24 protein-coding genes and 5 tRNA genes are annotated in these 25,752 nt (G+C 40.3%); 27 read left to right on the top strand and 2 right to left on the bottom strand.

Annotation, left to right across the window (positions count from 1 at the left end; translation table 11 throughout):
- Positions 1 to 108 precede the first annotated feature (108 nt).
- Together ACYU0V_RS17085 and argH are read right to left on the bottom strand one after the other, a co-directional pair.
- A complete protein-coding gene (locus ACYU0V_RS17085) occupies positions 109 to 378 on the bottom strand; it encodes an oxidative damage protection protein (RefSeq protein ID WP_000089995.1) in 270 nt (89 codons plus the stop codon).
- A 9-nt stretch (positions 379 to 387) separates the two neighbouring features.
- Entirely contained in the window at positions 388 to 1,821 is a 1,434-nt protein-coding gene (argH, locus tag ACYU0V_RS17080; RefSeq protein WP_002121138.1) for an argininosuccinate lyase, read from the bottom strand.
- On the opposite strand from argH, the gene ACYU0V_RS17075 reads away from it, so the two are divergent.
- The 27 genes from ACYU0V_RS17075 (at position 1,812) to rpoB (ending at position 25,706) form a co-directional block, all read left to right on the top strand.
- Entirely contained in the window at positions 1,812 to 2,951 is a 1,140-nt protein-coding gene (locus ACYU0V_RS17075; protein WP_461848373.1) for a sensor histidine kinase, read from the top strand. The two genes, argH and ACYU0V_RS17075, sit on opposite strands and share 10 nt — an antisense overlap.
- Positions 2,952 to 3,011: 60 nt before the next feature.
- Positions 3,012 to 3,752, top strand: coding sequence for a LytR/AlgR family response regulator transcription factor (locus ACYU0V_RS17070; RefSeq protein WP_262522042.1), 741 nt, complete (start codon positions 3,012 to 3,014; stop codon positions 3,750 to 3,752).
- 100 nt (positions 3,753 to 3,852) lie between these two features.
- Entirely contained in the window at positions 3,853 to 4,770 is a 918-nt protein-coding gene (gene hemC, locus ACYU0V_RS17065; protein ID WP_461848371.1) for a hydroxymethylbilane synthase, read from the top strand.
- Positions 4,771 to 4,773: 3 nt separating this feature from the next.
- Positions 4,774 to 5,541: a uroporphyrinogen-III synthase gene (locus ACYU0V_RS17060; protein WP_126645277.1), complete on the top strand. Its 768-nt coding sequence runs from the start codon at positions 4,774 to 4,776 to the stop codon at positions 5,539 to 5,541.
- An 8-nt stretch (positions 5,542 to 5,549) separates the two neighbouring features.
- The gene (locus tag ACYU0V_RS17055) at positions 5,550 to 6,392 is read left to right on the top strand and encodes a hypothetical protein (protein WP_461848368.1); all 843 of its coding nucleotides are present in this window, start codon (positions 5,550 to 5,552) and stop codon (positions 6,390 to 6,392) included.
- A 9-nt stretch (positions 6,393 to 6,401) separates the two neighbouring features.
- Positions 6,402 to 7,595, top strand: coding sequence for a membrane protein (locus ACYU0V_RS17050; protein WP_032006826.1), 1,194 nt, complete (start codon positions 6,402 to 6,404; stop codon positions 7,593 to 7,595).
- 7 nt (positions 7,596 to 7,602) lie between these two features.
- The gene (locus ACYU0V_RS17045; RefSeq protein ID WP_199993249.1) at positions 7,603 to 8,043 is read left to right on the top strand and encodes an acyl-CoA thioesterase; all 441 of its coding nucleotides are present in this window, start codon (positions 7,603 to 7,605) and stop codon (positions 8,041 to 8,043) included.
- Between the two features lie 194 nt (positions 8,044 to 8,237).
- Positions 8,238 to 8,564 carry an H-NS histone family protein gene (locus ACYU0V_RS17040; protein ID WP_000801427.1) on the top strand — a complete coding sequence of 109 codons (327 nt, stop codon included), beginning with the start codon at positions 8,238 to 8,240 and terminating at the stop codon, positions 8,562 to 8,564.
- A 334-nt stretch (positions 8,565 to 8,898) separates the two neighbouring features.
- The gene (gspN, locus tag ACYU0V_RS17035; protein ID WP_032005861.1) at positions 8,899 to 9,642 is read left to right on the top strand and encodes a type II secretion system protein N; all 744 of its coding nucleotides are present in this window, start codon (positions 8,899 to 8,901) and stop codon (positions 9,640 to 9,642) included.
- The gene (locus ACYU0V_RS17030) at positions 9,642 to 10,478 is read left to right on the top strand and encodes a type II secretion system protein N (RefSeq protein WP_461848363.1); all 837 of its coding nucleotides are present in this window, start codon (positions 9,642 to 9,644) and stop codon (positions 10,476 to 10,478) included. The genes gspN and ACYU0V_RS17030 overlap by 1 nt, the downstream gene beginning before the upstream one ends.
- Positions 10,479 to 10,519: 41 nt before the next feature.
- Positions 10,520 to 12,796, top strand: coding sequence for a type II secretion system secretin GspD (gspD, locus tag ACYU0V_RS17025; RefSeq protein WP_262442373.1), 2,277 nt, complete (start codon positions 10,520 to 10,522; stop codon positions 12,794 to 12,796).
- Positions 12,797 to 12,836: 40 nt separating this feature from the next.
- A complete protein-coding gene (locus ACYU0V_RS17020; protein ID WP_262442372.1) occupies positions 12,837 to 13,463 on the top strand; it encodes an FHA domain-containing protein in 627 nt (208 codons plus the stop codon).
- Positions 13,464 to 13,529: 66 nt separating this feature from the next.
- Entirely contained in the window at positions 13,530 to 14,198 is a 669-nt protein-coding gene (locus ACYU0V_RS17015) for a phosphoglycolate phosphatase (RefSeq protein ID WP_461848360.1), read from the top strand.
- 108 nt (positions 14,199 to 14,306) lie between these two features.
- Positions 14,307 to 15,800 (top strand): anthranilate synthase component I, encoded by a 1,494-nt coding sequence (gene trpE / locus ACYU0V_RS17010; protein WP_032005869.1) that lies wholly within the window; start codon positions 14,307 to 14,309, stop codon positions 15,798 to 15,800.
- A 98-nt stretch (positions 15,801 to 15,898) separates the two neighbouring features.
- Positions 15,899 to 15,974, top strand: a tRNA-Thr gene (locus tag ACYU0V_RS17005).
- 54 nt (positions 15,975 to 16,028) lie between these two features.
- Positions 16,029 to 16,112 (top strand) — tRNA-Tyr (locus ACYU0V_RS17000).
- Positions 16,113 to 16,149: 37 nt separating this feature from the next.
- Positions 16,150 to 16,225: transfer RNA gene (locus ACYU0V_RS16995), tRNA-Gly, on the top strand.
- 13 nt (positions 16,226 to 16,238) lie between these two features.
- Positions 16,239 to 16,313, top strand: a tRNA-Thr gene (locus ACYU0V_RS16990).
- 147 nt (positions 16,314 to 16,460) lie between these two features.
- On the top strand, positions 16,461 to 17,651 hold the full coding sequence (gene tuf, locus ACYU0V_RS16985; protein WP_005065785.1) for an elongation factor Tu: 1,191 nt from the start codon (positions 16,461 to 16,463) through the stop codon (positions 17,649 to 17,651).
- A 60-nt stretch (positions 17,652 to 17,711) separates the two neighbouring features.
- A tRNA-Trp gene (locus tag ACYU0V_RS16980) sits at positions 17,712 to 17,787 on the top strand.
- Positions 17,788 to 17,862: 75 nt separating this feature from the next.
- A complete protein-coding gene (secE, locus tag ACYU0V_RS16975; RefSeq protein ID WP_002114837.1) occupies positions 17,863 to 18,303 on the top strand; it encodes a preprotein translocase subunit SecE in 441 nt (146 codons plus the stop codon).
- 7 nt (positions 18,304 to 18,310) lie between these two features.
- On the top strand, positions 18,311 to 18,844 hold the full coding sequence (nusG, locus tag ACYU0V_RS16970) for a transcription termination/antitermination protein NusG (protein ID WP_002115092.1): 534 nt from the start codon (positions 18,311 to 18,313) through the stop codon (positions 18,842 to 18,844).
- A 109-nt stretch (positions 18,845 to 18,953) separates the two neighbouring features.
- A complete protein-coding gene (gene rplK / locus ACYU0V_RS16965; RefSeq protein WP_001074682.1) occupies positions 18,954 to 19,382 on the top strand; it encodes a 50S ribosomal protein L11 in 429 nt (142 codons plus the stop codon).
- 3 nt (positions 19,383 to 19,385) lie between these two features.
- Positions 19,386 to 20,081 (top strand): 50S ribosomal protein L1, encoded by a 696-nt coding sequence (rplA, locus tag ACYU0V_RS16960; protein ID WP_005804118.1) that lies wholly within the window; start codon positions 19,386 to 19,388, stop codon positions 20,079 to 20,081.
- A 311-nt stretch (positions 20,082 to 20,392) separates the two neighbouring features.
- Entirely contained in the window at positions 20,393 to 20,899 is a 507-nt protein-coding gene (gene rplJ, locus ACYU0V_RS16955; RefSeq protein WP_002115099.1) for a 50S ribosomal protein L10, read from the top strand.
- 42 nt (positions 20,900 to 20,941) lie between these two features.
- Positions 20,942 to 21,313: a 50S ribosomal protein L7/L12 gene (gene rplL, locus ACYU0V_RS16950; RefSeq protein ID WP_001229360.1), complete on the top strand. Its 372-nt coding sequence runs from the start codon at positions 20,942 to 20,944 to the stop codon at positions 21,311 to 21,313.
- A gap of 304 nt (positions 21,314 to 21,617) precedes the next feature.
- Positions 21,618 to 25,706 (top strand): DNA-directed RNA polymerase subunit beta, encoded by a 4,089-nt coding sequence (gene rpoB / locus ACYU0V_RS16945; protein WP_068529595.1) that lies wholly within the window; start codon positions 21,618 to 21,620, stop codon positions 25,704 to 25,706.
- Positions 25,707 to 25,752 lie beyond the last annotated feature (46 nt).

Here is a 25,752-nt window from a genome sequence, read left to right as displayed (position 1 = left end):
TGCGCTCTATGTAAGGCTTTTTATGTTTGTGTAAGTTTCACGTAAAAAAAGGCGGATCTATGTATATAGACCCGCCTTTTTAATGATGAATAAGCTAAAATAAACCGATTATTCTGGTTTCCAGCCTTCAGCTTTTTCTACACTTTCATCATTGTTAAAGAACTTCTCACGTTGTTCTTCCAGAAACTTTTTAGCTTCTGGTTCAAACACGTTTAAACGCTTTTCATTAATTAGCGTAGTTTGGTGTTGTAACCATTCTTGCCATGCTTGCTTAGAAACATTTTCAAAAAAATCTTGGCCTTTAGCACCTGGGAAAGGAGCGAAGTCTAAACCTTCCATTTCCTTTTGATATTTACGGCAAAAAACTTGTCGACTCATGGTTTATCCTTAAGCGTATAACTGTTCTAAACGTGTATGGGCACGCGCAATTGCAGCTTCAACCTGTTTTGGTGAAGTTCCGCCAATATGATCACGTGCATTTACAGAAGCTTCTAGAGTTAAAGCTTTGTCAAACACATCTGCTGTAATTAAGTCAGAGAATTGCTGTAATTGCTCAAGTGTGAGTTCAGATAAGTCTTTTTCTTCCGCAACACCTAATGCAACAGCTTTACCTACAATTTCATGTGCATCACGGAACGCAACGCCTTTTTTCACTAAGTAGTCAGCAAGGTCAGTTGCAGTTGAGAATCCACGAAGAGCAGCTTCACGCATGATTTCAATATTTGGAACCAATGCAGGAATCATGTCTGCAAATGCCATGAGTGAACCACGAACCGTATCGATTGCATCAAATAAAGGTTCTTTGTCTTCTTGGTTATCTTTGTTGTATGCCAATGGTTGACCTTTCATGAGCGTAAGTAAGCTAATTAAGTCACCAAATACACGGCCAGATTTACCACGAATAAGTTCTGGAACATCCGGATTCTTCTTCTGTGGCATGATTGAAGAACCAGTACAGAAGCGGTCAGGAATATTCACAAATTTGAACTGTGCAGAAGTCCAAAGAATGAGCTCTTCTGACATACGTGATAAATGCATCATGATAAGCGCAGCAGCAGCATTAAATTCGATGGCAAAGTCACGGTCAGATACAGCATCAAGAGAGTTTTCAGATACAGCTTCAAAACCTAAAAGTTCTGCTGTATAAGCACGGTCAATCGGATAAGTTGTACCAGCAAGAGCAGCTGAACCAAGTGGCATGCGGTTAACACGTTTACGGCAGTCTTGAAGACGTTCAGTGTCACGTACTAACATTTCAAACCATGCTAACAAGTGATGACCAAAAGTCACAGGCTGAGCAGTTTGTAGGTGTGTAAAGCCCGGCATAATTGTATTTACATTTTTGGCAGCCAAGCCTAACAAGCCTTTTTGTAAACGTTCTAATAATTTTAAAATATCATCAATTTCGTCGCGCAGGTAAAGACGAATATCAGTTGCAACCTGATCGTTACGGCTACGGCCTGTGTGTAATTTTTTACCTGTAATGCCAATACGTTGAGTCAAACGTGATTCAATGTTCATGTGAACATCTTCAAGATCGATGCGCCACTCAAAGTTTCCAGCCTCAATTTCTGAGCGAATGGTGCTTAAACCTTCAATAATGTCATCGCGTTCTGCTTCTGTGAGTACGCCAACTTTCGCAAGCATGGTAGCATGCGCAATCGAACCAGCGATGTCTTGCTTATAAAAACGTTGGTCAAACTGAACAGAGGCGGTAAATTCGGCTACAAAAGCGTCTGTCGCTTCAGAAAAACGACCACCCCACATACCTGAGGTTTGGTCTGGGGTTACTGAATTAGGGGGATTTGAAGATGTGGTCATGGTGGCTCAGTAAAATAAAAAAGAGTATATCACTTGCCGAAGCTCAACAAACAAAGTTGTTTCCTACAGCATACCGAAATCAAAATTCCTCCTATTTTTTTACGAAAAGCGGGCGTTGGCAACACTTATTCGAATTAATTATCGCAAGTAATGTTTTGGCACTGGTTTTGGCATTGGCTGAAGCGCAGTCTTGGCAAGCCTTAAGCGGGGGAAGGCTTTTTCAATACATCGTTTTTATTAACTGGGTAATATTGTCCTTTTTTGCATTGGTTGAACGCTTTCAAGCTTTTTTTAGCAGCTTACGTCAAGAGTTTGCCTTAGCTATTGGCTTTGTCATGCTGCAAAGCATTGTTGTTTTGACCACTTTAATGAGTAATTTTTTTCAGTTTGGTCTTTTAAATAAACATGCTTCTTTAACGCAGGGCTGGAGTGTTTATTTTACCAATGTACCTTTATATCTAAGCTATGGAATATTACTCGGGGCTTTCTGCTTACGTTATTTATATGTCAGGGAACAATGGTTGCATCAGCAATATGCCGAGTTAAATGCACGTATTCAGGCCATGCAAGCACGAATTCACCCTCACTTCTTATTTAATAGTTTAAATAATGTGGTGAGTTTAATTGCGATAGATCCAGATAAAGCAGAAAGCATGCTCATTAGTTTGTCTCGTTTATTTCGAGCGAGTTTCCAAGAGTTAAAATTGGTGAGTTTGCATGAAGAAATCGAGCTCAGTAAACAATATTTAATGATTGAGCAGGTGCGTTTGGGGGAGCGTTTAAAAGTAGATTGGAAAATTGAGCTTTCACCTGTGCAATTAAAACAGATCACTATTCCTTTATTGACATTACAACCCTTGTTAGAGAATAGTATTTTTCATGGGGTAGAACCAATGATGGGTAAAGCAACCATAGGGGTATTGGTTGAAATATTGCAAAATCAGGTCAGTATAGTCATTACCAACCCATATACAGACGATACAATAAATTCACGGAAAGGGCATGGAATCGCTCTTGAAAATGTTAAGCAGCGCCTGAAAGCGTATTATGGGAACACCGTTAGATTTCAGGTTTATAAAGGTGAAGCTTTATATACCACTATTATGAGCTATCAATATCAAACAAAATAATAAGTCAGTCAGAGTTAACCATAAAAAAATGGACCAAGTTAACGGTGACAAGGAGGATGAATGAAGGTGCTAATTTGTGATGATGAACCACTTGCAGTGGAGCGTTTATCACGTTTAGTTTCAAAGATGGGACATGAGGTTGTATCAACGGCTCATCATGGACAGGAGGCCTTGGAACAGGCACGGCTTCATCAACCGGATGTAATCTTACTTGATATTCAAATGCCAGGTATGAATGGGCTTGTCTGTGCAGAACAGTTGAGTCAACTCAATCCTCGACCTGCGATTGTATTTTGTACCGCCTACGATCAGCATGCATTAGAAGCTTTTAAAGCTCAGGCTCAAGCTTATCTTCTTAAACCGATTGATCCGGTTGAACTTGAGCAAGCTTTAAGTCAGTTAACCCAACTTACTCAAGCACAGCTCAATGCATTACCGAATTCTGAGCTTTTACAAGATTTAAAAACACAGCGTCATCAAATTGCAGCAAAAACCTATCGTGGTGTTGAGCTGATTCCTGTTGAAAATATCTATTACTTTTTAGCAGACCAGAAATATGTCACTGTGAGACATAAAAATGGCAGTGTATTAATAGATGAAACATTAAAAGAGCTTGAAACCGAATTTGCAGATCAGTTTATTCGTATTCATCGAAATGCCTTAGTTGCAGTCACATATTTAGATGGACTAGAGCTCGTTAGCTCTGGGCAATATCAGGTTCGTTTACGTGGCTTAGATGAGCGACTTTCAGTAAGTCGTCGACATTTGTCTACGCTTAGAGAGCGAATTCATCAGCTCTAAATTTAAAAGAGTTATCTTGGACTTGCGAGATTTTACTTGCAATTTTAAGGGATCAAGTTAAGTTTAGGGTGTATTGTTTGATCAGCCCATGCTTGAATTTATGAAAACCTTGAAAATTGCTACACGACAAAGCCCACTTGCTCTTTGGCAGGCAGAACATATTCGTGCCCGTTTAGAGGAGCTTCACCCTGATTTAACGGTGGAACTGGTTAAATTTGTCACGCAGGGCGATAAAATTTTAGATACGCCTTTAGCAAAAATTGGGGGCAAAGGGCTGTTTGTTAAAGAATTAGAAGCAGCACTTTTAGATGGGCGTGCAGACTTAGCTGTACATTCAATGAAAGATGTCCCAATGGCTTTGCCAGAGGGTTTAACTTTAGCAGTGATTTGTGAGCGTGAAGATCCGTTAGATGCTTTCGTTTCAAATCGGTTTGAAACATTCGCTGATTTACCACAAAGTGCAAAAGTTGGTACATCAAGCTTACGTCGTAAATCTCAAATATTAAAACAACGTCCTGATTTACAAATTATTGACTTGCGTGGAAATGTTGGTACACGGTTAGCGAAGCTAGATGAAGGTCAATACGATGCAATTATTCTAGCCAGTGCCGGTTTGAAGCGTTTAGGTTTGTCAGAACGTATTCGTCATTGTTTAACACCAGATATTAGTTTGCCTGCTGTGGGACAAGGTGCATTGGGTTTAGAGTGCCGTGCAGCTGACCAAGATGTATTGGCTTTAATTCAACCTTTATTACACACAGAAACAGATGTTTGTGTGCGTGCTGAACGTGCATTTAATGCCTACCTTGAAGGTGGTTGCCAGGTCCCAATTGCAGGTTATGCCACATTACAAAATGGTCAAATCCATATAGAAGGTCGTGTTGGGAGCCCAGATGGCCAAACATTATTACGTGCTGAACTGACAGACGAAGCCAATAATGCTCAGCAATTGGGTGAGAACCTTGCTCGAAACTTACTTGATCAAGGTGCTGGCGAGCTATTAAAGGCCCTCTACTAAACCATGTTGTTTATTAATACTCGACCTGATTCGCGTGCAGCTGAATTAACAGAAGCTTTGCAAAATGAAGGTTATCAGGTTGAGTCTTTACCCCTTTTAGAGCTCGTTGCTAAGCCCTTTTCCGAACACTTACTCCAGCTTTATCAACAATTAATTAGGGCGCAAGCTATTGTGGTCGTCAGCCCAACCGCTGTTGAAGTGGGTGTGGAATATTTAGTAAAAAGCGGTTTAAAAATTAGCGATTTAAAACATATTCAGTGGATTGCGGTAGGGCAAGCAACAGCCAATTGTCTAAACGAATATGGAATACAAGCACATATCCCCGATGTTGAAACTTCTGAGGGGATGTTGAACCTACCTATTCTGCATAATATGCAACAGACGGGTAGCGTGGCTTTTTGGCGGGGAGAAGGTGGACGCCAATTTATGATGGAGACCTTGCAACAACAAGGAATTCAAATTTTAAATTTTGTTCTATATCATCGGCAGTGCCCAGAAGCTTCATATTCTACATTCAAACATCTGACACAGAATTCAAATTATAATTTAAATAAATGGCTCGTCTTAATTACCAGTGAAGCGAGCTGGAAGTATTGGTTAGAGCTTTGTTCAAAAAATAATGTACAACCTGATGGTGTATATCTGGTTTTGGGACCTCGTCTTTTTCAAATTGTTAAAGAGTATCGCGATCAGCAACAGGCTCATTTTCACATTATTCAACTTGAAAATTTATCGCCTTCGGGGATGATTCATCACATTCAGGCATTATAAGGATTCATATGAGAAAACTTGTTTCTATCATCATTTTGCTGGGCATAGCTTGGTTGGCTAAGCTCAGCTACGATATGTGGCAAATTTCTCGTACTGTTCCCGAGCTTAAACAAAGCCTGCTGCAATCCGAACAGCACTATGCCAATTTAAATGATCAATTGGTTGCTTTACAGCGACAGTTGCAGAATCAACCTGTGAATATAGGGAGTAAAACCAGTTCAGTCACTCAACCAGATGCACCGCCGACAGGTATTGCTCCTACAGTTCTAATTAAACAAAAGTTAGATTTAATTCAATTTGCAATTGATCAGCAGCAGTTGATTTATGCAGTTGATCAATTAAACCAGTTACAGCAATCGCTTGTGCACTATGAAATTGCTCCAGCATTGCAACATAGCTTGAATCAATCGCTCGAGCAGGATAAACAGGCAGTTCAACAGTTTACTTTGGCTCAAAATCAACGCCATCAACTAATCGATGATTTATTACAGAACATTGATAAGAATATTCAACAAGCCTTAGCCCAGCCTAAATTTGAAATAGATCAATCCGAGACTGTGTCTTGGTGGAAAAAGTGGTTCCGTATAGAAAAAGTAGAAACGCCGTCTATTAATTTAATGAGTCGCAGTGTCGTGCTTAAAGAAGTGCAATTAAGATTATTAATTGCTGAACAGGCGCTCAATCAAGGAAAAATGACTGAGTATCAAAATGAGTTGCAATCTGTGATGCAAAAGTTAGATGAAATGCCTGATGCAACAAGTCAGCAGTTAAAAAAACGTATTGCTAAAGTGGCACATTTATCGGTCGTGCCAGTTCCTAAACTCTCTACACTTGGGCTAATTGGCTCATAAGGAGGATATATGAAGCACCTCCTGTGGGTTTATGTCGTCATCAGCTTAATACTCTTTGCAGCCTTAGCTTTATTTAGCTATGGCTATGGAATGGGATATGTCTATATTTACTGGCGACAATTGCAGCTGCAAACAAATGTCTGGGGATTAACTCTTACTTTTGTAGTGATGAGTTTTATTGCTCAACTCGTATGGCTGTGGATTAAACGTTATTCCTCTCGTGAACAAAGAAAAAGTGAAAACATCTTCCAGTTTAAAAACCTTCATCCTTATGAACAATTAGGTATTGTTTGGTTATTAGAAGCGGCCGAAGATCAACGTGTATTTATTGAACGTGTTTTTACTCAATCAGGGCTTTTAAAAAATATTATTGATGCCAGGTTTCTGGTTTTAAGTGGGGATTATCCAAAAGCATTGGCTGCTCTCGATCAATCACCACCTATGGCATTTGAATTGGCAGAGTTACAGCGAATTGAAATATTTTTGGCCGAAAATGAAGCCGATCGTGCATTAACTCATCTTGAATTTTTATACCAGCATCAGTTATCGCCTTGGTTACAAGAAATAGAAACTGCTTACCAGCAAAAATTAACTGCGTTATGGGGGCAATTAGCGCTGCAACATCCATGGGTGTATTTACGTTCCATGAAATATGGTTTGCTAGATGCTGAGCACCGTGATTTGTGGTTGCAACAACTTCTTCAGCAATTTGACCAAGCCTCTATTGATGACTTACATGCCTTGCAGCAACGTTATTTGGATTTAGAGTCTGAGATTCAAACTCGACCTTATAGCAGTAAGTTGTTATGGCTAAAACTGTTAGCACGCATGCCAGATATGAGCATGCAACATGCGGCGCTAACACTCCACTTATTAAAAGAGCAATTTGACCCAGAAGTATTTTATCTATGGTTTCAGCAACAATTGCTTAAACAAGTTCCAGACTATGCCGATGTTGAAGAAAAAATTATTGAGTTCGAAAATCAATATATGAGTTTACCAGTTTTAACCTTTGCAAAATGGCATGTCTATATGGCAACTGGGCGTCAAGCAGAAGCTGAAACATTATTATCATTATATCCAGATAATATTTTAATGAGCTATTTGCGTATTAAGTCAACGCTTAAAGAAGATGATGTGTTAATCAAACAGTTAAATCTAATCTTTGAAAATGATGCAAATTTTTTAAAGTTTAAAATATGAGGTAAAAATGAAAGAACTGTCTGTCTACCCGATAATATATGAACAGAAAGTAGCGTGGGGAGATATGGACGCTTTTGGTCATGTCAATAATGTACAATATTATCGATATATTGAAAGCTCACGTATTTTATATATGGAAGCAATCAATATATTAACCCCACATTTATATACCGTGGTAGCTTCAAGTCAGTGTAAATATTTAAAGCCTGTTTTTTATCCCGATTTATTGAAAATTGGTGTTCGCGTGGAAGAGCTCCGTAATAGCGCATTCCGTATGGCTTATATATTGTGGAGTGAAACCCAACAACAAATAGTCGCTACTGGTGAAGCTGTTATGGTATGCGTTGATAAATTAACAGAGCGAAAATGCGAAATACCGCAGGAAATAAAACAAAAAATTATTGAGCTAGAAAAATCAGTTGGGCATGACTTAATACATTTATCTTAAATAAATATTAATAAAATATATTTCATTTATAATTGGTAATGTAATTAAAAGGTAATTTTTTTGGTTATTCTGATGAACACGGCTTTCAAACTATTGCTTATTGAATAGATTATAAATAATATTGGTCTTGATTTTATGTTTTTAAATTTTGTCTGTATTATTTAGAATTGTCTGTAAGACTGGAGTATTTATTAATGAAACCGGATATCAGTGAATTATCTGTTGAAGAGTTAAAACGCTTACAAGAAGAAGCAGAAGCTTTAATTGCAAGTAAAAAAGATCAAGCAATCGAAGATGCTTATAATCAAATTATCGAGATTGCTGAAAATGTAGGTTTTAGTGTTGAACAACTTCTTGAGTTCGGTGCTCAAAAACGTAAGAAAACAACTCGTAAATCTGTTGAGCCTCGTTACCGCAACAAAAACAATGCTGAAGAGACTTGGACTGGTCGTGGTAAACAACCACGCTGGTTAGTTGCTGAAATTGAAAAAGGCGCAAAACTTGAAGATTTCTTAATCTAATCAAATTGCCGTTTTTAAAAGCCAAGCAAATTTGCTTGGCTTTTTTATTGATAAAAATATCTCAAAATTTTGCTATAAATATTATTTAAAAAATTGAGTGTTTAAATTGCTCTTTAAATGAATTGTTGAGATCAAATGTGCATTTACTTCATTGAGCGCCAAGTTTTCATGATTTTGTCATACGTTCAACTTATAGTCTCAATACCGAAGCCAAGCCCGATTGCTTGGTTTTTTTATATGAAGTGAATTGGCGATGTTGAAAAAGTATGCATAATGTCAGACTAGGGAGCTACTCTCAAAATAAGGACGATAATTTGCATGTTGGTAAGGCTGAATGAAGAAAAAGTCTAAGCAATGGAAGTGGTGGTTTTTTGCCCTCATTGCATTTTTAATTTTTATTATTTTACAGATCCCGGCGACTTGGCTTATTTCTAAATTTTCAAAGAATAATCAAACTCTACACAATGTAAGTGGAAATATCTGGCAAGGCCAAGCAGATTGGCGGCGTGGTACTTTGAGAGGTTCGATTCATTGGAAAACTAGACCTCTTGACCTGTTTTTATTAAGGTTCGCTGCTGATGTAGATATCCATAGTGGTAATACCCAATTAGCTGGGGTAATGGGCTATGGTGTGGGGAAAAAAGTAATTGTAAAGGCTATGAATGGTCAAATTGCGCCTGAAACATTAAAACAAATTGTGAATTGGCAATGGCCTACGAACAGCATTCAACTGAAAGATATTGAGTTTAATTATAAGAAAGAGCAGGGTTTCGCCGCAGTTGATGGTCAATTACATTGGGGTGGCGGTGCTTTAATTTATAATATTGGTGATCGTCAAGACCGTATGAATATGCCTTCTTTAAATGGCCAATTAACGGATCAAAATGGTCAATTACAAGTTGATATACGTGATCAACGCAGTCAAAAAATGGCGAATCTCTTATTAGATGCCAACATGATGCTTGATGTGCAGCTCACCCAAAGATTATTACTTAATATTCCATCTTATGATGGAAAAGCTGGTTTGGATACGTTTGTCATTAGTTCTCGTCAACCCTTAATACAAGGGGGTAACTAATGAAAGTATGGATTGAGAAATTACAGCAATTACAGTGGCAAAAATTAGATCGGTTAAGTGTAATTGTATTTGCCTTTTTGGTTTTATGGTTGTGTTGGAAATTAGCATCACTATTTTGGTGGGTAATTGCGCCTCCTCAAATGATGCAATTTGATCGGGTCGAGTTAGGATCACAGCAGCCACAAATTCCTAACATTAGTACTTTTTCACTTTTTAATGAACCTTCAGCCAATGCAGCACAGGAAAATGTCAACCTAGAATTACAAGGCGTAATGCTGGGTTATCCGAATCGTTTTTCCTCAGCTGTTATTAAGCTAGATAATACTGCCGACCGATATCGGGTAGGAGAAACAATAGGTTCTACCTCTTATCAGTTGGCAGAAGTTTATTGGGATCACGTGATATTACGTCAAGGTAATGGAAGTACTCGTGAACTCCAATTTAAAGGTTTGCCAAACGGTTTATATCAACCTATGACGCCAGATGCATCACAACCAACTGCTACTGCGCCTCAGTCGTCAGCACCTGTTAATACTGCTCAAGAGGCGTTAGGGCAAGCTATTCAGCAAATGCAAGGCAACCGTGAACAATATCTGCGTGACATGGGTGTCAGTGGGAACTCCAGTGAGGGTTTTGAAGTTACAGAACGTACACCCACTGCGCTTCGAAATAAGTTAGGTTTAAGGCCGGGTGATCGGATTGTTTCATTAAACGGTCAAACAGTTGGGCAGGGACAAACGGATGTGCAGTTACTTGAACAGGCTCGACGAGCTGGGCAAGTGAAAATAGAAATAAAACGTGGTGATCAAGTGATGACCATACAACAAAATTTTTAGTGATAACACGTCACCATAAGAGTTAGGAATTATCGCAAGTTATGGCTTTATTGAATCATCAACGTCCACTTTGGGCATTACTTGCAGCAGCCCCATTGATTGCGACAGTGAGCAGCAGCGTCTATGCCCAAACATGGAAGATCAATTTACGTGATGCTGACTTAACTGCTTTTATTAATGAAGTGGCAGACATTACGGGTAAAAACTTTGCAGTAGATCCACGAGTGCGTGGTAACGTCACAGTAATATCGAATAAACCCCTCAATAAAAATGAAGTTTATGACCTGTTTCTTGGGGTCTTAAATGTGAATGGGGTAGTGGCAATTCCTTCGGGTAACACCATTAAGCTGGTTCCAGATAGCAATGTTAAAAATTCGGGAATTCCTTACGACTCGCGAAATAAATTGCGTGGTGATCAGATTGTTACCCGAGTCATTTGGCTTGAAAATACCAATCCTAATGATTTAATTCCAGCACTTCGTCCATTAATGCCGCAATTTGCACATATGGCTGCAATTGCAGGGACTAATGCACTGATTGTTTCGGACCGTGCGGCAAATATTTATCAACTTGAAAATATTATTCGTAATCTAGATGGTACTGGCCAGAATGATATTGAGGCAATAGGTCTTCAATCGAGCCAAGCGGAAGAAATCATTACTCAACTTGAGGCCATGAGTGCTACGGGAGCATCTAAAGATTTTAACGGTGCACGTATCCGTATTATTGCAGACAATCGAACCAATCGTATTTTAGTTAAGGGTGATCCTGAAACGCGTAAGCGTATTCGCCACATGATTGAAATGCTGGATGTGCCTTCGGCCGACCGTTTAGGTGGTTTAAAAGTTTTTCGATTGAAATATGCAAGTGCAAAAAATTTATCAGAGATTTTGCAAGGCCTTGTAACAGGACAAGCTGTTTCTTCGTCAAATAGTAATAACAGTTCTTCTAATTCATCGAATCCGATCAATAATTTGATGGGTAATAACCAGAATTCTAGTTCAAATACCTCTGGTTCAAATGGTAGCTCAATTTCTACACCATCTATTAATTTAAACGGTAATTCGAACAATAATAATCAGAACAATATCTCTAGCTTTAGCCAAAATGGGGTGAGTATTATTGCGGATAATGCCCAAAACTCTTTAGTGGTTAAGGCAGATCCTCAATTAATGCGCGAAATTGAATCTGCTATTCAGCAGCTTGATGTTCGTCGTCAGCAAGTTCTGATTGAAGCTGCAATTATCGAAGTGTCAGGAGATGATGCGGATCAACTTGGCATTCAATGGGCGCTTGGTGATTTATCTAGTGGGATTGGTTTACTTAGCTTTAGTAATGTAGGTGCTAGTTTATCTTCTATTGCTGCTGGTTATTTATCGGGTGGTTCCGCTGGGGCTGCAGCCGCTATCGCTGGAGGTGCTAATAAAGGTAATGGGGCAACTTTGGCTCTGGGTAATTTTGAGAATTCCCGTAAGGCTTATGGTGCATTAATTCAAGCGCTTAAAACTAATACCAAATCAAATTTGCTTTCGACACCATCCATTGTGACGATGGATAATGAAGAGGCTTATATTGTTGTCGGTCAGAACGTTCCCTTTGTAACAGGATCGGTCACTACAAACAGTACGGGTATCAACCCATACACCACGGTTGAGCGTAAAGATGTCGGTGTGACATTAAAAGTCGTTCCACATATCGGTGAGGGTGGTACAGTTCGTCTGGAAGTAGAGCAAGAAGTCTCTGCTGTTCAAGACAGTCGTGGACAAGCAGCTGACTTAGTAACAAGTAAACGTGCCATTAAAACTGCTGTTTTGGCTGAACATGGGCAGACAGTAGTGCTTGGTGGTTTGGTGTCGGATGACACGTCACTTTCAAGACAAGGTATACCTGGGTTAAGTAGTATTCCCTATGTTGGGCGTTTGTTCCGCTCAGATAATAGAAGCAATGTAAAACGTAACCTTCTTGTTTTTATCCACCCAACAATTGTGGGTGATGCAAATGATGTGCGCCGTTTGTCTCAGCAGCGCTATAGCCAGCTTTATAGCTTGCAATTGGCTATGGATAAAAATGGCAACTTTGCAAAACTGCCTGAGCAAGTTGATGATGTCTACAATCAAAAGATGACACCACCGAGTATTGCCTCTCAGCCAAAAAACTATCAACAGGTTCCATCAGGTGGAAAAACCTCGACGGTAACTACACCTGTAGCGGTGGAGCCGGCAGTGCAAAAGCAAACCTTACAGTTACCTGATCCTGAAGTTAATCGTACTAAAAATACAGTAACAACAACGACACTGCGCCCAAGCACAGCACAGTAGTAGCATGTTATGATTGATAAAAAATGAATAGGACATACGCATGACTTGGAAACTACAAGCAATTACTGGTGAAATTACTGGCCAAGAAATTAATGTTGATCGTGATATGTTAGTAGGGCGTCATCAAGATGCTGATGTGTTGTTACAAGCTGCTGAAATTTCACGTCGCCATGCTGCATTGCTTCTAAAAGATCAAGCGCTATGGGTGCAAGACCTTAATTCTTCTAATGGCACATTTGTAAACGATATTCGTATTGAGCAAGACAAGCAGCTACATGATGGTGATATTGTTCAGTTTGCTAGTTTTAAATTTTCTGTATTGGCTCCTGCGCAGAAAATCACGGAATTACCTAAAATTGAAGCCGAACCTGTAAATACAACATCCTCTCCAGATTTAAGCGATCAAGGAATGCCGAGTCTTGCGGAGCGTGCCGCAGAAGTAGAAGTTCGTCGCGATGGTATGCCTCAGAATATTTCTATTCCAAAACCTGCACCTATTCCAGAGGGTGTAGATATTAATGCACAACAGCAAACACCTATCGCTTTTGATGAACCAGTTTCTCGTGTTGCTGAAGAAAGAGAGCAACAGAAGAATGCCTCAGTTGGTTTAATCACTATTATTATTTTAGTAATTTTAGCGGTATTGGCATGGTTATTCTTTAAATAATCCTTTGCTGCTTTTACAATCAAGGCATGCTAAACGCATGCCTTTTTAATTTTGAGTAGAAAAAAGATGTCTGTTGCACAACTAAATAAGCGCGATTTAATTTTATTTGATCTAGATGGGACGTTGGTTGATTCTGCTGCTGATTTGTATCGGTCTATGAATTTAAGTTTAGAGGCGCTAAGTTGGCCATTGGTAACAGAAGTCCAAATACGAGAATGGGTGGGTAAGGGAGCTTCAAAACTCTGTGAAAGTGTTCTACTCCATATTTTTGGAAAATTAGATCCTGAACAACATAAAGTCTTATTAGAAAAATTTATTGATATATATAGTGTAGAACTCTGTGTAAATACTCAAATTTATCCTGGTGTAACCGAGTTTTTAAAACATTGTAAAACTTTGAACATACAAATAGCATGCGTTACCAATAAGCCTGTACAACTTGCCCAAGGTTTGCTTGATGCTTTACAGCTTTCTCCATATTTTCAAGTCGTACTTGGTGGGGATAGCTTACCTGAGAGAAAGCCTCATCCATTGCCATTATTGCATTGCATGCAAAGCCTAAAAATATCTGCTTCACAATCATTAATGATTGGCGATTCAAGTAATGATATTGAGGCTGCGCGTCGTGCTGGAATTGATTGTATTGTGGTTAGCTATGGCTATAATCATGGAGAAAATATCTATGATTGCCAACCTCAGCAAGTTGTTGATAGTCTTGCTGAGTTAATTATCTAATGAATGAAATGGAGATCAGAATGAATAAGCGTATGGTTTTTCGATGGCGTGTCTAAACCGAATCTAGAAAAACACACTTTTAAATCGAAACCATATTAGAGAAAATTCATGACAACATTAGCGCAATTCGAGCAACTTAAGGCTGCTGGTTACAACACAATTCCAGTCTATCGCCAACGCTTAGCAGACACAGAAACACCTTTATCTGTTTTCGCTCGTTTTAAAGACCACACGCAAGCTTATTTATTTGAGTCAGTCGAAGGTGGCGAAAATTGGGCACGCTACTCTATGATTGGTTTAGGAGAGTCGACGGTTTTCTCATGTAATGCAGGTGTTCTGTCTATACAACATGCTGATGGCTCAATTACACAACAAGATTGCCAAGATCCATTTCAATATATTCGGGAATTTCAGAAGCAATTTAAAGTGCCATCTGCTGAGCTTTTGCCAAACTTACCGAGTTTTACGGGCGGATTAGTGGGTTATTTGGGCTATGATGCTGTTCGTTACATAGAACCACGTTTAAAGAATGTTCCTACAGCTGACCCAATTACATTGCCGGATTTGTGGTTGATGCTCTCAAAGACAGTCATTGTATTTGATAACCTTAAAGATACTTTATTTTTAATTGTTCATGCGGATACAGAGCAGAGTAATGCTTATGAAGACGCTCAGCAAAAATTAGATCAATTAGAGCAATTGTTAGCTACACCAGTAAGTCTGCAAGCTAAGCCACATACACCTCCACATTTTGAATCAATTACTGGTAAAGCAAAATTCTTAGAAACAGTCGAAAAAGTTAAAGAATATATACGTGCTGGTGATGTGATGCAGGTTGTTCCGGGGCAGCGTATGGTTTCTGATTTCGATGGAGAGGCTTTACAAGTTTATCGTGCTTTACGTCATTTGAACCCATCACCTTATTTATTTCTGGTACAAGGGCAAACGATTACAGATAAAAAGCCATTCCATATTGTAGGGTCATCGCCAGAAATTCTTTCTCGTTTAGAAAATGGTATTGCGACAGTGCGTCCTCTTGCAGGTACCAGACCACGTGGAAAAACTAAAGAAGAAGATCTTGCTTTAGAAAAAGATTTGCTTTCTGATGAAAAAGAAATCGCTGAGCATTTAATGCTGATTGACCTTGGTCGAAATGACGTTGGGCGAGTTTCTAAAATTGGCAAGGTGCAAGTGACAGATCAAATGGTGATTGAGCGCTATTCACATGTCATGCACATTGTCTCAAATGTACAAGGCGAAGTTCGTGATGATATCGATGCGCTAGATGTATTTAAAGCAACTTTCCCAGCCGGTACTTTATCGGGTGCACCAAAAATTCGTGCAATGGAAATTATTGATGAAGTCGAGCCTGTGAAAAGAGGTGTGTTTGGCGGGGCAGTAGGATATTTGGGATGGCACGGCGAAATGGATATGTCGATTGCAATCCGTACTTGTGTTATTCGAGATAAAAAGGTCTATGTACAGGCTGGAGCAGGGCTAGTTGCAGACTCAAATCCTGAATCTGAATGGAATGAAACGCAAATAAAAGCTCGCGCAGTGATCAAAGCGGTTGAATTATCATCAAACGGATTGATTTTATGAGTTTTTAGCGGTTTTTTTTAAAAAACCGCTTGCATCGTTTGGAAGTTTTGCTAAACTGCACACCGTTCCGATACGAAACGTACGAAACACTAAGAAGAGCCGGCATAGCTCAGTTGGTAGAGCAACTGACTTGTAATCAGTAGGTCCACAGTTCGAATCCGTGTGCCGGCACCATCTTAAAGGTGTGTAGTTGTGAAGTAAAGAACAACACTGAAATAAGTGTGATATGGTGAGATTCCCGAGCGGTCAAAGGGGGCGGACTGTAACTCCGCTACGAAAGTTTCGAAGGTTCGAATCCTTCTCTCACCACCATTAACTTCGATTGAAGTGGTATATATACCAACACAGTGCGGGAGTAGCTCAGTTGGTAGAGCGGCAGCCTTCCAAGCTGCATGTCGCGAGTTCGATCCTCGTCTCCCGCTCCATCGAAGGATAATCGCTCTTATAGCTCAGTGGTAGAGCACTCCCTTGGTAAGGGAGAGGTCTCGAGTTCAAATCTCGATAAGAGCTCCAGATACAGTTTAGTAGATTTTCTACAAAGATTTAAAAAGCAGGCTTATTAGTCTGCTTTTCAAGTATTGGGTGTTTGATTTTTTAGGCGATATGTCGATGCTGAGTTTTTGCTCAGAATTGTGTTCGACGTAAACGAGGACTATAAACATGGCTAAGGCTAAGTTTGAACGTAATAAGCCACACGTAAACGTGGGCACAATCGGTCACGTTGACCATGGTAAAACAACTTTAACTGCTGCGATTGCAACAATTTGTGCAAAAACTTACGGCGGTGAAGCGAAAGATTACTCACAAATCGACTCAGCACCTGAAGAAAAAGCACGTGGTATTACAATTAATACTTCACACGTAGAATACGATTCTCCAATTCGTCACTACGCGCACGTTGACTGCCCGGGCCACGCCGATTACGTTAAAAACATGATTACTGGTGCTGCTCAGATGGACGGCGCGATCCTTGTGTGTGCTGCGACTGACGGTCCAATGCCACAAACTCGTGAACACATCCTTCTTTCTCGTCAGGTTGGTGTACCTTACATCATCGTATTCTTGAACAAGTGTGACCTTGTTGATGATGAAGAATTACTTGAATTAGTAGAAATGGAAGTTCGTGAACTTCTTTCTACTTATGACTTCCCAGGTGATGACACTCCAGTTATCCGTGGTTCTGCGCTTAAAGCGTTGGAAGGCGATGCCGGTCAATATGGTGAGTCTTCAGTTCTTGCTCTTGTTGAAGCGCTTGACTCTTACATCCCAGAACCAGAACGTGCTATCGACAAAGCATTCTTAATGCCAATCGAAGACGTATTCTCAATTTCTGGTCGTGGTACTGTAGTAACAGGCCGTGTAGAAGCTGGTATCGTTAAAGTTGGTGAAGAAGTAGAGATCGTTGGTATTAAAGATACAGTTAAAACAACTGTAACTGGCGTAGAAATGTTCCGTAAACTTCTTGACGAAGGCCGTGCAGGTGAGAACTGTGGTATCTTACTTCGTGGTACTAAGCGTGAAGACGTACAACGTGGTCAAGTACTTGCTAAACCAGGTACAATCAAGCCACACACTAAATTCGACGCAGAAGTATACGTACTTTCTAAAGAAGAAGGTGGTCGTCACACTCCATTCTTAAATGGTTACCGTCCACAGTTCTACTTCCGTACAACTGACGTAACTGGTGCAATCCAATTACAAGACGGCGTTGAAATGGTTATGCCAGGCGACAACGTTGAAATGTCAGTAGAATTAATCCACCCAATCGCAATGGACCCAGGTCTACGTTTTGCGATTCGTGAAGGTGGTCGTACTGTAGGTGCTGGTGTTGTTGCGAAAGTAACTGCATAAGCATATTATAGTGACGGATTACGTCTCAGGTTGAGGGCTTTGGCTCTCAACTTGCATTATAGGTCAGTAGTTCAATTGGTAGAGCGTCGGTCTCCAAAACCGAATGTTGGGGGTTCGAGTCCCTCCTGACCTGCCATATTTTGAAATAAAAAGCTTGATGCTGGCTTAGTTGTTCATATAATAAGTCGCGAGTTCTACGACGAGTACAAAAATGTCGAATGATAAATCGCGTGACGCATTGAGCGACGCGCCAATTCCTCAAAGAAATAATTCTGCTGAAGTTGTTCGTTCTGGTTCGCCTTTAGATATTGTTCTATGGGTGATTGCAATAGCATTGTTGCTTTTAGCTACCATGGTGAATCAACATTTGCCAGCGTATTGGGCACCTGCAAATAATGTTTGGGTGCGCGTTGGGGCAATTTTTGCTTGTATCGTTGTGGCTTTAGGTTTATTATACGCCACCCATCAAGGTAAAGGCTTCGTTCGCTTGCTAAAAGATGCACGAGTCGAATTGCGTCGAGTAACTTGGCCAACAAAACAAGAAACAGTCACTACATCGTGGCAGGTTCTATTGGTTGTAGTTGTCGCATCATTGGTTTTATGGTGCTTTGACTATGGTTTGGGTTGGTTAATTAAGTTGATTATCGGGTAAAAGAGCTATGAAACGTTGGTACATTATTCATGCCTACTCTGGCTATGAAAAACAAGTGATGCGTTCACTTACAGAACGAATCCAGCGTAGCGCTGTTGCCGATAGCTTTGGTGATGTCCTTGTTCCTACCGAAGAAGTGGTAGAAATGAAGGATGGTAAGAAACGTAAATCTGAGCGTAAATTCTTTCCTGGCTATGTGTTAGTCGAAATGGAAATGAATGATGATACTTGGCATATCGTTAAAGAATGTCCAAAGGTTCTAGGTTTTATTGGTGGCACACCTGAAAAACCAGCACCAATCACTCAACGTGAAGCAGATGCGATTCTTGCGCGTGTACGTAATACTGGTGAAGCGCCACGTCCTAAAACGATGTTTGAACCAGGTGAAGAATTACTTGTTATTGACGGTCCATTCACAGACTTTAAAGGTGTGGTGGAAGAGGTTCAATACGATAAGTCACGTTTAACGTTGACGATTAATGTATTTAATCGACCAACTCAGGTTGAACTCGAGTTTCGCCAAGTCGAAAAAACGATTTAATCTCAATTGGTTGAAAAGCGCCCGATTTTATCGGGCATTGTTGTTGTAACAGTAATGTTGCGTAAAGATTGGGGAGCCTAGCGGCGTTTGTACCCAGAGGTATTTTAAAATGGCTAAGAAGATTGACGGCTATATCAAGCTGCAAGTTCCAGCTGGTAAAGCAAATCCATCTCCACCAATTGGTCCTGCATTAGGTCAACGTGGTGTAAACATCATGGCATTCTGTAAAGAATTCAATGCTGCTACACAAAAAGTTGAACCAGGTCTTCCAATTCCTGTAGTGATTACTGTGTACAACGACAAGTCGTTCACATTCATCATGAAAACTCCTCCAGCTTCTATTCTTCTTAAGAAAGCTGCTGGTATTCAAAAGGGTTCATCTGTACCAAACAAAACTAAAGTTGGTAAGTTGACTCGTGCTCAGTTAGAAGAAATTGCGACTACTAAAGAACCGGATTTAACTGGTGCTGATTTAGACGCACGTGTTCGTACCATCGCTGGTTCTGCACGTTCTATGGGCTTGGAAGTGGAGCTATAAGACATGGCAAAGTTAACTAAACGTCAAAAAGCCATTGCTGCTGCTGTTGAAGCAAACAAAGTTTACACTTTGGAAGAAGCAGTACAAGTTCTTAACAGCCTACCTGCTGCAAAGTTCAAAGAATCTTTGGATGTAGCTGTAAATCTTGGTGTAGACCCACGTAAATCTGACCAGGTTGTTCGTGGTGCAACTACATTACCTGCAGGTACTGGTAAAACTGTACGTGTAGCTGTATTTGCTCAAGGCGCGCAAGCAGAAGCCGCTAAAGAAGCTGGTGCTGATGTTGTAGGTTTTGATGACCTTGCTGAAAGCATCCAAGGTGGAAACCTTGACTTTGATGTTGTAATCGCTGCTCCTGACGCTATGCGTGTTGTTGGTAAGCTCGGTACAATTCTTGGTCCACGTGGTTTAATGCCAAACCCTAAAGTTGGTACTGTAACTCCTGACGTAGCGAATGCTGTTAAAAACGCTAAATCTGGTCAGGCTCGTTACCGTGTAGACAAAGCGGGTATTATCCATGCTGCGATCGGTCAAGTAGGCTTTGATGCTGCTGCTATCCGTCAAAACGTTGAAACTTTAGTTGCTGACTTGAAAAAGTTAAAACCTGCAACTTCTAAAGGTGTATACATCAAAAAGATCACTTTGAGCTCAACTATGGGTCCTGGTCTTACTGTTGATGTAAACAACGTTTCTAACTAAGTTTAGACTTAGTAAAGAATTTTAAAGTCCTGATTGGGGACAGAACTTAAATAGAAATATTTTTCTATTTGGTTGGGTAAGGCAAAGCTTTATCCCTTACTCATCAGGCGGACTTTGAATTGATAAATGAGAATTTATCAGCGTCAAAGACCTCAGGCGAAAAGATGTCATTTTCGAATAGCACTTTTCTTAATAAACCAGCCTGCGTAGACGCGGTGGTGTGATTTGTTCCTCCTCCGCGTGTAAGTCGAAAGGCTTACGAATTGGGAGTGTGCCCATTGGGTACATAAATCACCTTAGGAGGTTTTACAATGGCTCTTCTTATTGAAGACAAAAAACAGATCGTTGCGGAAGTAAGTGAAGTTGCTTCTAAGGCGTTTGCAGCCGTTGTTGCTGACTACCAAGGCTTAAGCGTAGAGCAATTAACAACACTTCGTGTTGAAGCTCGTAAGTTAGGTGTTTCTACACGTATTGTACGTAACACTTTGGCTAAACGCGCACTTCAAGATACTCAATTCAATATCTTGAACGACAACCTTGTTGGTCCAACAATTCTAGGTTTTTCAACTTCTGAAGATGACATGGGTGCAGCTGCACGTTTGTTCGAAGATTTTGCTAAAACTAACAAAGCATTTGAATTAAAAGCTGCTGCATTTGACGGCAAAGTTTATCAAGGTGCTGACGTTAGCGTAATTGCAAACCTTCCGAACCAAGAGAAAGCTCTTACTATGCTTGCCTCTGTCCTTCAAGCTCCTATTTCGAAATTGGGTCGCCTTATTACAGCGCTCAAAGAGAAAAACGAGTCAGAAGCTGCTTAATCAATTTTACACACCATTCAATATCCATTTGGAGTTATTCTCATGGCTTTAACTAACGAAGAAATCTTAAACGCAGTTGCTGAAAAAACTGTTCTTGAACTTGTTGAATTAATTTCTGCTTTCGAAGAGAAATTCAACGTTTCAGCTGCAGCTGTTGCTGTTGCTGCTCCAGCTGGTGGCGCTGCTGCTGCTGCTGAAGAACAATCTGAATTCAACGTTGAGTTGACTTCTTTCGGTGCTAACAAAGTAGCTGTAATTAAAGCAGTTCGTGAAGCAACTGGCCTTGGTCTTAAAGAAGCTAAAGACCTAGTTGAAGGTGCTCCTCAAGTTCTTAAAGAAGGCGTTTCTAAAGAAGAAGGCGAAGAACTTAAGAAGAAACTTGAAGAAGCTGGTGCTACAGTTACACTTAAGTAATTGTAAAAGGAGTCGGTTTTTAAATCGGCTCCATAAAATGGCTGATGGCTCTTGGGTCATCAGCCTTTTTGCGTTACAATAATCGGCTCGATTTTTGTTAGTTTTGTTTGATTTTTGAGAAAATCAAAATAAGACAAGTAATTTCAAATGTTTACCAATATTTTTCTTTTTTAAAAATATTGTTAAGCGTTTTTATACCACTAAAAATTGCAGCATTTGTAAACAGTGGTGGCCATATCGGCCTGCGTAATTCCTTCTGAGCCCGTTCTGCAGGCGGGCTTAGTTTACTTTCCGAGGACTCCAGATGGCATACTCATATACCGAAAAGAAACGGATCCGTAAGAATTTTGGTAAATTGCCCCAAGTAATGGATGCACCGTACTTACTTTCGATTCAGGTCGATTCGTACAGAACATTCTTGCAAGATGGCAAAACTCCAAAAAACCGCGAAGATATCGGTCTCCAAGCCGCATTTCGTTCAGTTTTTCCTATCGAAAGTTATTCTGGCAATGCTGCTTTAGAATTTGTTGAGTATAGCCTTGGTAAACCTGAGTTCGATGTACGCGAATGTATTCTTCGTGGTTCGACTTATGCGGCACCAATGCGCGTTAAAATTCGTTTGATTATTAAAGATCGCGAAACTAAATCAATTAAAGATGTACGAGAACAAGAAGTCTATATGGGTGAAATTCCACTCATGACTGAAAACGGTACATTCGTTATTAATGGTACTGAGCGTGTAATCGTATCTCAATTACATCGTTCACCAGGCGTTTTCTTTGATCACGATAAAGGTAAAACTCACTCAAGTGGTAAAGTGTTGTATTCAGCACGTATCATTCCTTACCGTGGTTCATGGTTAGACTTCGAATTTGATGCAAAAGACTTGGTTTACGTACGTATTGACCGTCGTCGTAAATTACTTGCTACTGTTGTGTTACGTGCATTAGGTTATAACAACGAACAAATCTTGAACTTGTTCTATGAAAAAGTACCTGTGTATCTTGACATGGGCAGTTACCAAATTGACCTAGTACCTGAACGTTTACGTGGGGAAATGGCACAATTTGATATTGCTGATAATGACGGTAAAGTTATTGTTGAGCAAGGTAAACGTATCAATGCTCGTCATGTACGTCAAATGGAAGCTGCTGGTTTAACAAAACTTTCAGTTCCTGATGAATACTTATATGAACGTATCATTGCTGAAAATATTACTTTACGTGATGGTGAAGTAATTGCTGCTAATACGTTGTTAAGCCATGAAGTTATGGTGAAACTGGCAGAAGGTGGTGTTAAACAGTTCAATATCTTGTTTACGAACGATATTGATCGTGGTTCGTTTGTTGCTGATACATTACGAGCAGACACAACAGCTGGCCGTGAAGAAGCTTTAGTTGAAATTTATAAAGTAATGCGTCCGGGTGAGCCGCCAACAAAAGAAGCTGCTGAAAACTTATTCAATAACTTATTCTTCTCTTCTGAGCGTTATGACTTATCTCCAGTAGGTCGTATGAAGTTCAACCGTCGTTTGGGTCGTCCATACGAAGTTGGTACTGACCAGAAGTCACGTGAAGTAGAAGGTATTTTATCGCACGAAGATATCATTGATGTATTACGTACATTGGTTGAAATCCGTAACGGTAAAGGTGAAGTCGACGATATCGATCACTTAGGTAACCGTCGTGTACGTTCTGTTGGTGAAATGACTGAAAACCAATTCCGTGTTGGTTTGGTACGTGTTGAACGTGCAGTTAAAGAACGTTTAAGCCAAGCAGAAACAGATAACTTGTCTCCACAAGATCTAATTAACGCGAAACCAGTTGCTGCTGCAATCAAAGAATTCTTTGGTTCAAGCCAATTATCTCAGTTCATGGACCAAAACAACCCATTATCTGAGATTACGCATAAGCGTCGTGTATCAGCGCTTGGGCCTGGTGGTTTAACACGTGAGCGTGCGGGCTTTGAGGTGCGTGACGTACATCAAACTCACTATGGTCGTGTATGTCCAATTGAAACACCTGAAGGTCCAAACATTGGTTTGATCAACTCGCTTTCTGTATATGCAAAAGCAAATGACTTCGGTTTCTTGGAAACACCTTACCGTAAAGTAGTAGATGGTCGTGTAACTGATGCAGTTGAATACCTTTCTGCTATTGAGGAAGTAGGTACTGTTATTGCACAGGCCGACTCTGCAGTAGATAAAGATGGCAACTTAACAGAAGAGTTTGTTTCTGTTCGTCATCAAGGTGAATTCGTACGTATGCCACCAGAAAAAGTGACGCATATGGACGTTTCTGCTCAGCAGGTTGTATCTGTTGCTGCATCACTTATTCCATTCCTTGAACACGATGACGCGAACCGTGCGCTTATGGGTTCAAACATGCAACGTCAGGCAGTTCCTACTCTACGTGCGGATAAACCGCTTGTAGGTACAGGTATGGAAGCGAACGTTGCACGTGACTCAGGTGTGTGTGTAATCGCAAACCGTGGTGGTGCAATTGAATACGTAGATGCTTCACGTATCGTTATTCGTGTAAACGAAGATGAAATGATTGCTGGTGAGGCTGGTGTAGACATCTATAACCTCATTAAATATACGCGTTCTAACCAGAACACTTGTATCAACCAAAATATTATCGTGAATTTGGGCGACAAAGTTGCTCGCGGTGATATCTTGGCAGACGGTCCGTCTACAGATATGGGTGAGCTTGCGCTTGGTCAAAACATGCGCGTTGCGTTCATGACTTGGAACGGTTACAACTACGAAGACTCGATCTTATTATCTGAGCGTGTACTTCAAGAAGACCGTTTAACTTCTATTCATATTCAAGAATTATCTTGTGTAGCGCGTGATACTAAGTTAGGTGCAGAAGAAATTACTGCCGATATTCCTAACGTTGGTGAAGCTGCACTTTCTAAGCTTGATGAATCAGGTATCGTTTATATCGGTGCTGAAGTTACAGCAGGTGACATCCTTGTTGGTAAAGTAACGCCTAAAGGTGAAACTCAGTTAACTCCTGAAGAAAAATTGCTTCGTGCAATCTTTGGTGAGAAAGCAGCTGATGTTAAGGATTCATCTTTACGTGTTCCATCTGGTACAAAAGGTACAGTTATCGATGTTCAAGTCTTCACTCGTGATGGCTTAGAGAAAGATGACCGTGCATTGGCGATCGAAAAAGCACAACTTGATGCTTACCGTAAAGACTTGAAAGAAGAATACAAGATCTTTGAAGAAGCAGCTCGTGAGCGTGTAATTCGTTTGCTTAAAGGCCAAGAGTCTAATGGCGGTGGTTCAACTAAACGTGGTGACAAACTCGTTGAAGAGGTGTTATCTGGTTTAGAGCTTGTTGATTTACTTGAAATTCAACCGGCAGATGAAGCAATCGCTGAGCGTTTAACTCAAATTCAAGTGTTCTTAAAAGAAAAGAGCGCAGAAATTGACGAGAAATTCGCTGAGAAGAAACGTAAGCTTGCTACAGGTGATGAATTAACAACTGGCGTATTGAAAGTTGTTAAAGTTTACTTAGCTGTTAAACGTCGTATTCAGCCTGGTGATAAGATGGCTGGTCGTCACGGTAACAAGGGTGTTGTATCTAACATCTTACCTGTTGAAGATATGCCACACGATGCTAACGGTGTACCAGTAGATATCGTATTGAACCCGTTGGGCGTACCATCTCGTATGAACGTGGGTCAGATTCTTGAGACTCACTTGGGTATGGCGGCTAAAGGGCTTGGCGATAAAATCGAGAAAATGTTGAAAGAACAGCGTACAGTTTTAGAACTGCGTGAATTCTTAGACAAGATTTATAACAAAGTCGGTGGTGAGCAAGAAGATCTTGATAGCTTAACTGATGCTGAAGTCTTAGCTCTTTCAGGCAACTTACGTGCTGGTGTGCCTTTGGCTACGCCTGTATTTGATGGTGCTGAAGAAAGTCAAATTAAAGACTTACTTGAGTTAGCTGGTATCTCTCGTACAGGTCAAACAGTATTGTATGATGGCCGTACTGGTGAACAGTTTGACCGTCCTGTAACTGTAGGTTACATGTACATGCTCAAATTGAACCACTTGGTTGATGACAAGATGCATGCTCGTTCAACAGGTTCTTACTCTCTTGTTACACAGCAACCGCTTGGTGGTAAAGCACAATTCGGTGGTCAGCGTTTCGGTGAGATGGAAGTCTGGGCACTTGAAGCTTACGGTGCTGCATATACACTCCAAGAGATGTTAACTGTTAAGTCGGATGACGTTGAAGGTCGTACACGTATCTACAAGAATATTGTAGATGGTAACCATTATATGGATCCGGGTATGCCTGAATCGTTCAACGTATTGACCAAAGAGATCCGTTCTTTAGGTATCAACATTGAACTGAAAAATGGTGACTAAGTCGTAAGACTCACGATTTTTTAGGTAAAAACAATATTTGTGACCC

The organism is Acinetobacter sp. X9 (genome assembly GCF_054889255.1).
This window is presented reverse-complemented; position numbering and strand designations above follow the sequence as displayed.

Bases quoted from the DNA above. Each gene is read 5' to 3' on its own strand.
- ACYU0V_RS17085 (WP_000089995.1), bottom strand. From the start codon at position 378: ATGAGTCGACAAGTTTTTTGCCGTAAATATCAAAAGGAAATGGAAGGT.
- ACYU0V_RS17075 (WP_461848373.1), top strand. From the start codon at position 1,812: ATGTGGTCATGGTGGCTCAGTAAAATAAAAAAGAGTATATCACTTGCC.
- argH (WP_002121138.1), bottom strand. From the start codon at position 1,821: ATGACCACATCTTCAAATCCCCCTAATTCAGTAACCCCAGACCAAACC.
- ACYU0V_RS17070 (WP_262522042.1), top strand. From the start codon at position 3,012: ATGAAGGTGCTAATTTGTGATGATGAACCACTTGCAGTGGAGCGTTTA.
- hemC (WP_461848371.1), top strand. From the start codon at position 3,853: ATGAAAACCTTGAAAATTGCTACACGACAAAGCCCACTTGCTCTTTGG.
- ACYU0V_RS17060 (WP_126645277.1), top strand. From the start codon at position 4,774: ATGTTGTTTATTAATACTCGACCTGATTCGCGTGCAGCTGAATTAACA.
- ACYU0V_RS17055 (WP_461848368.1), top strand. From the start codon at position 5,550: ATGAGAAAACTTGTTTCTATCATCATTTTGCTGGGCATAGCTTGGTTG.
- ACYU0V_RS17050 (WP_032006826.1), top strand. From the start codon at position 6,402: ATGAAGCACCTCCTGTGGGTTTATGTCGTCATCAGCTTAATACTCTTT.
- ACYU0V_RS17045 (WP_199993249.1), top strand. From the start codon at position 7,603: ATGAAAGAACTGTCTGTCTACCCGATAATATATGAACAGAAAGTAGCG.
- ACYU0V_RS17040 (WP_000801427.1), top strand. From the start codon at position 8,238: ATGAAACCGGATATCAGTGAATTATCTGTTGAAGAGTTAAAACGCTTA.
- gspN (WP_032005861.1), top strand. From the start codon at position 8,899: ATGAAGAAAAAGTCTAAGCAATGGAAGTGGTGGTTTTTTGCCCTCATT.
- ACYU0V_RS17030 (WP_461848363.1), top strand. From the start codon at position 9,642: ATGAAAGTATGGATTGAGAAATTACAGCAATTACAGTGGCAAAAATTA.
- gspD (WP_262442373.1), top strand. From the start codon at position 10,520: ATGGCTTTATTGAATCATCAACGTCCACTTTGGGCATTACTTGCAGCA.
- ACYU0V_RS17020 (WP_262442372.1), top strand. From the start codon at position 12,837: ATGACTTGGAAACTACAAGCAATTACTGGTGAAATTACTGGCCAAGAA.
- ACYU0V_RS17015 (WP_461848360.1), top strand. From the start codon at position 13,530: ATGTCTGTTGCACAACTAAATAAGCGCGATTTAATTTTATTTGATCTA.
- trpE (WP_032005869.1), top strand. From the start codon at position 14,307: ATGACAACATTAGCGCAATTCGAGCAACTTAAGGCTGCTGGTTACAAC.
- tuf (WP_005065785.1), top strand. From the start codon at position 16,461: ATGGCTAAGGCTAAGTTTGAACGTAATAAGCCACACGTAAACGTGGGC.
- secE (WP_002114837.1), top strand. From the start codon at position 17,863: ATGTCGAATGATAAATCGCGTGACGCATTGAGCGACGCGCCAATTCCT.
- nusG (WP_002115092.1), top strand. From the start codon at position 18,311: ATGAAACGTTGGTACATTATTCATGCCTACTCTGGCTATGAAAAACAA.
- rplK (WP_001074682.1), top strand. From the start codon at position 18,954: ATGGCTAAGAAGATTGACGGCTATATCAAGCTGCAAGTTCCAGCTGGT.
- rplA (WP_005804118.1), top strand. From the start codon at position 19,386: ATGGCAAAGTTAACTAAACGTCAAAAAGCCATTGCTGCTGCTGTTGAA.
- rplJ (WP_002115099.1), top strand. From the start codon at position 20,393: ATGGCTCTTCTTATTGAAGACAAAAAACAGATCGTTGCGGAAGTAAGT.
- rplL (WP_001229360.1), top strand. From the start codon at position 20,942: ATGGCTTTAACTAACGAAGAAATCTTAAACGCAGTTGCTGAAAAAACT.
- rpoB (WP_068529595.1), top strand. From the start codon at position 21,618: ATGGCATACTCATATACCGAAAAGAAACGGATCCGTAAGAATTTTGGT.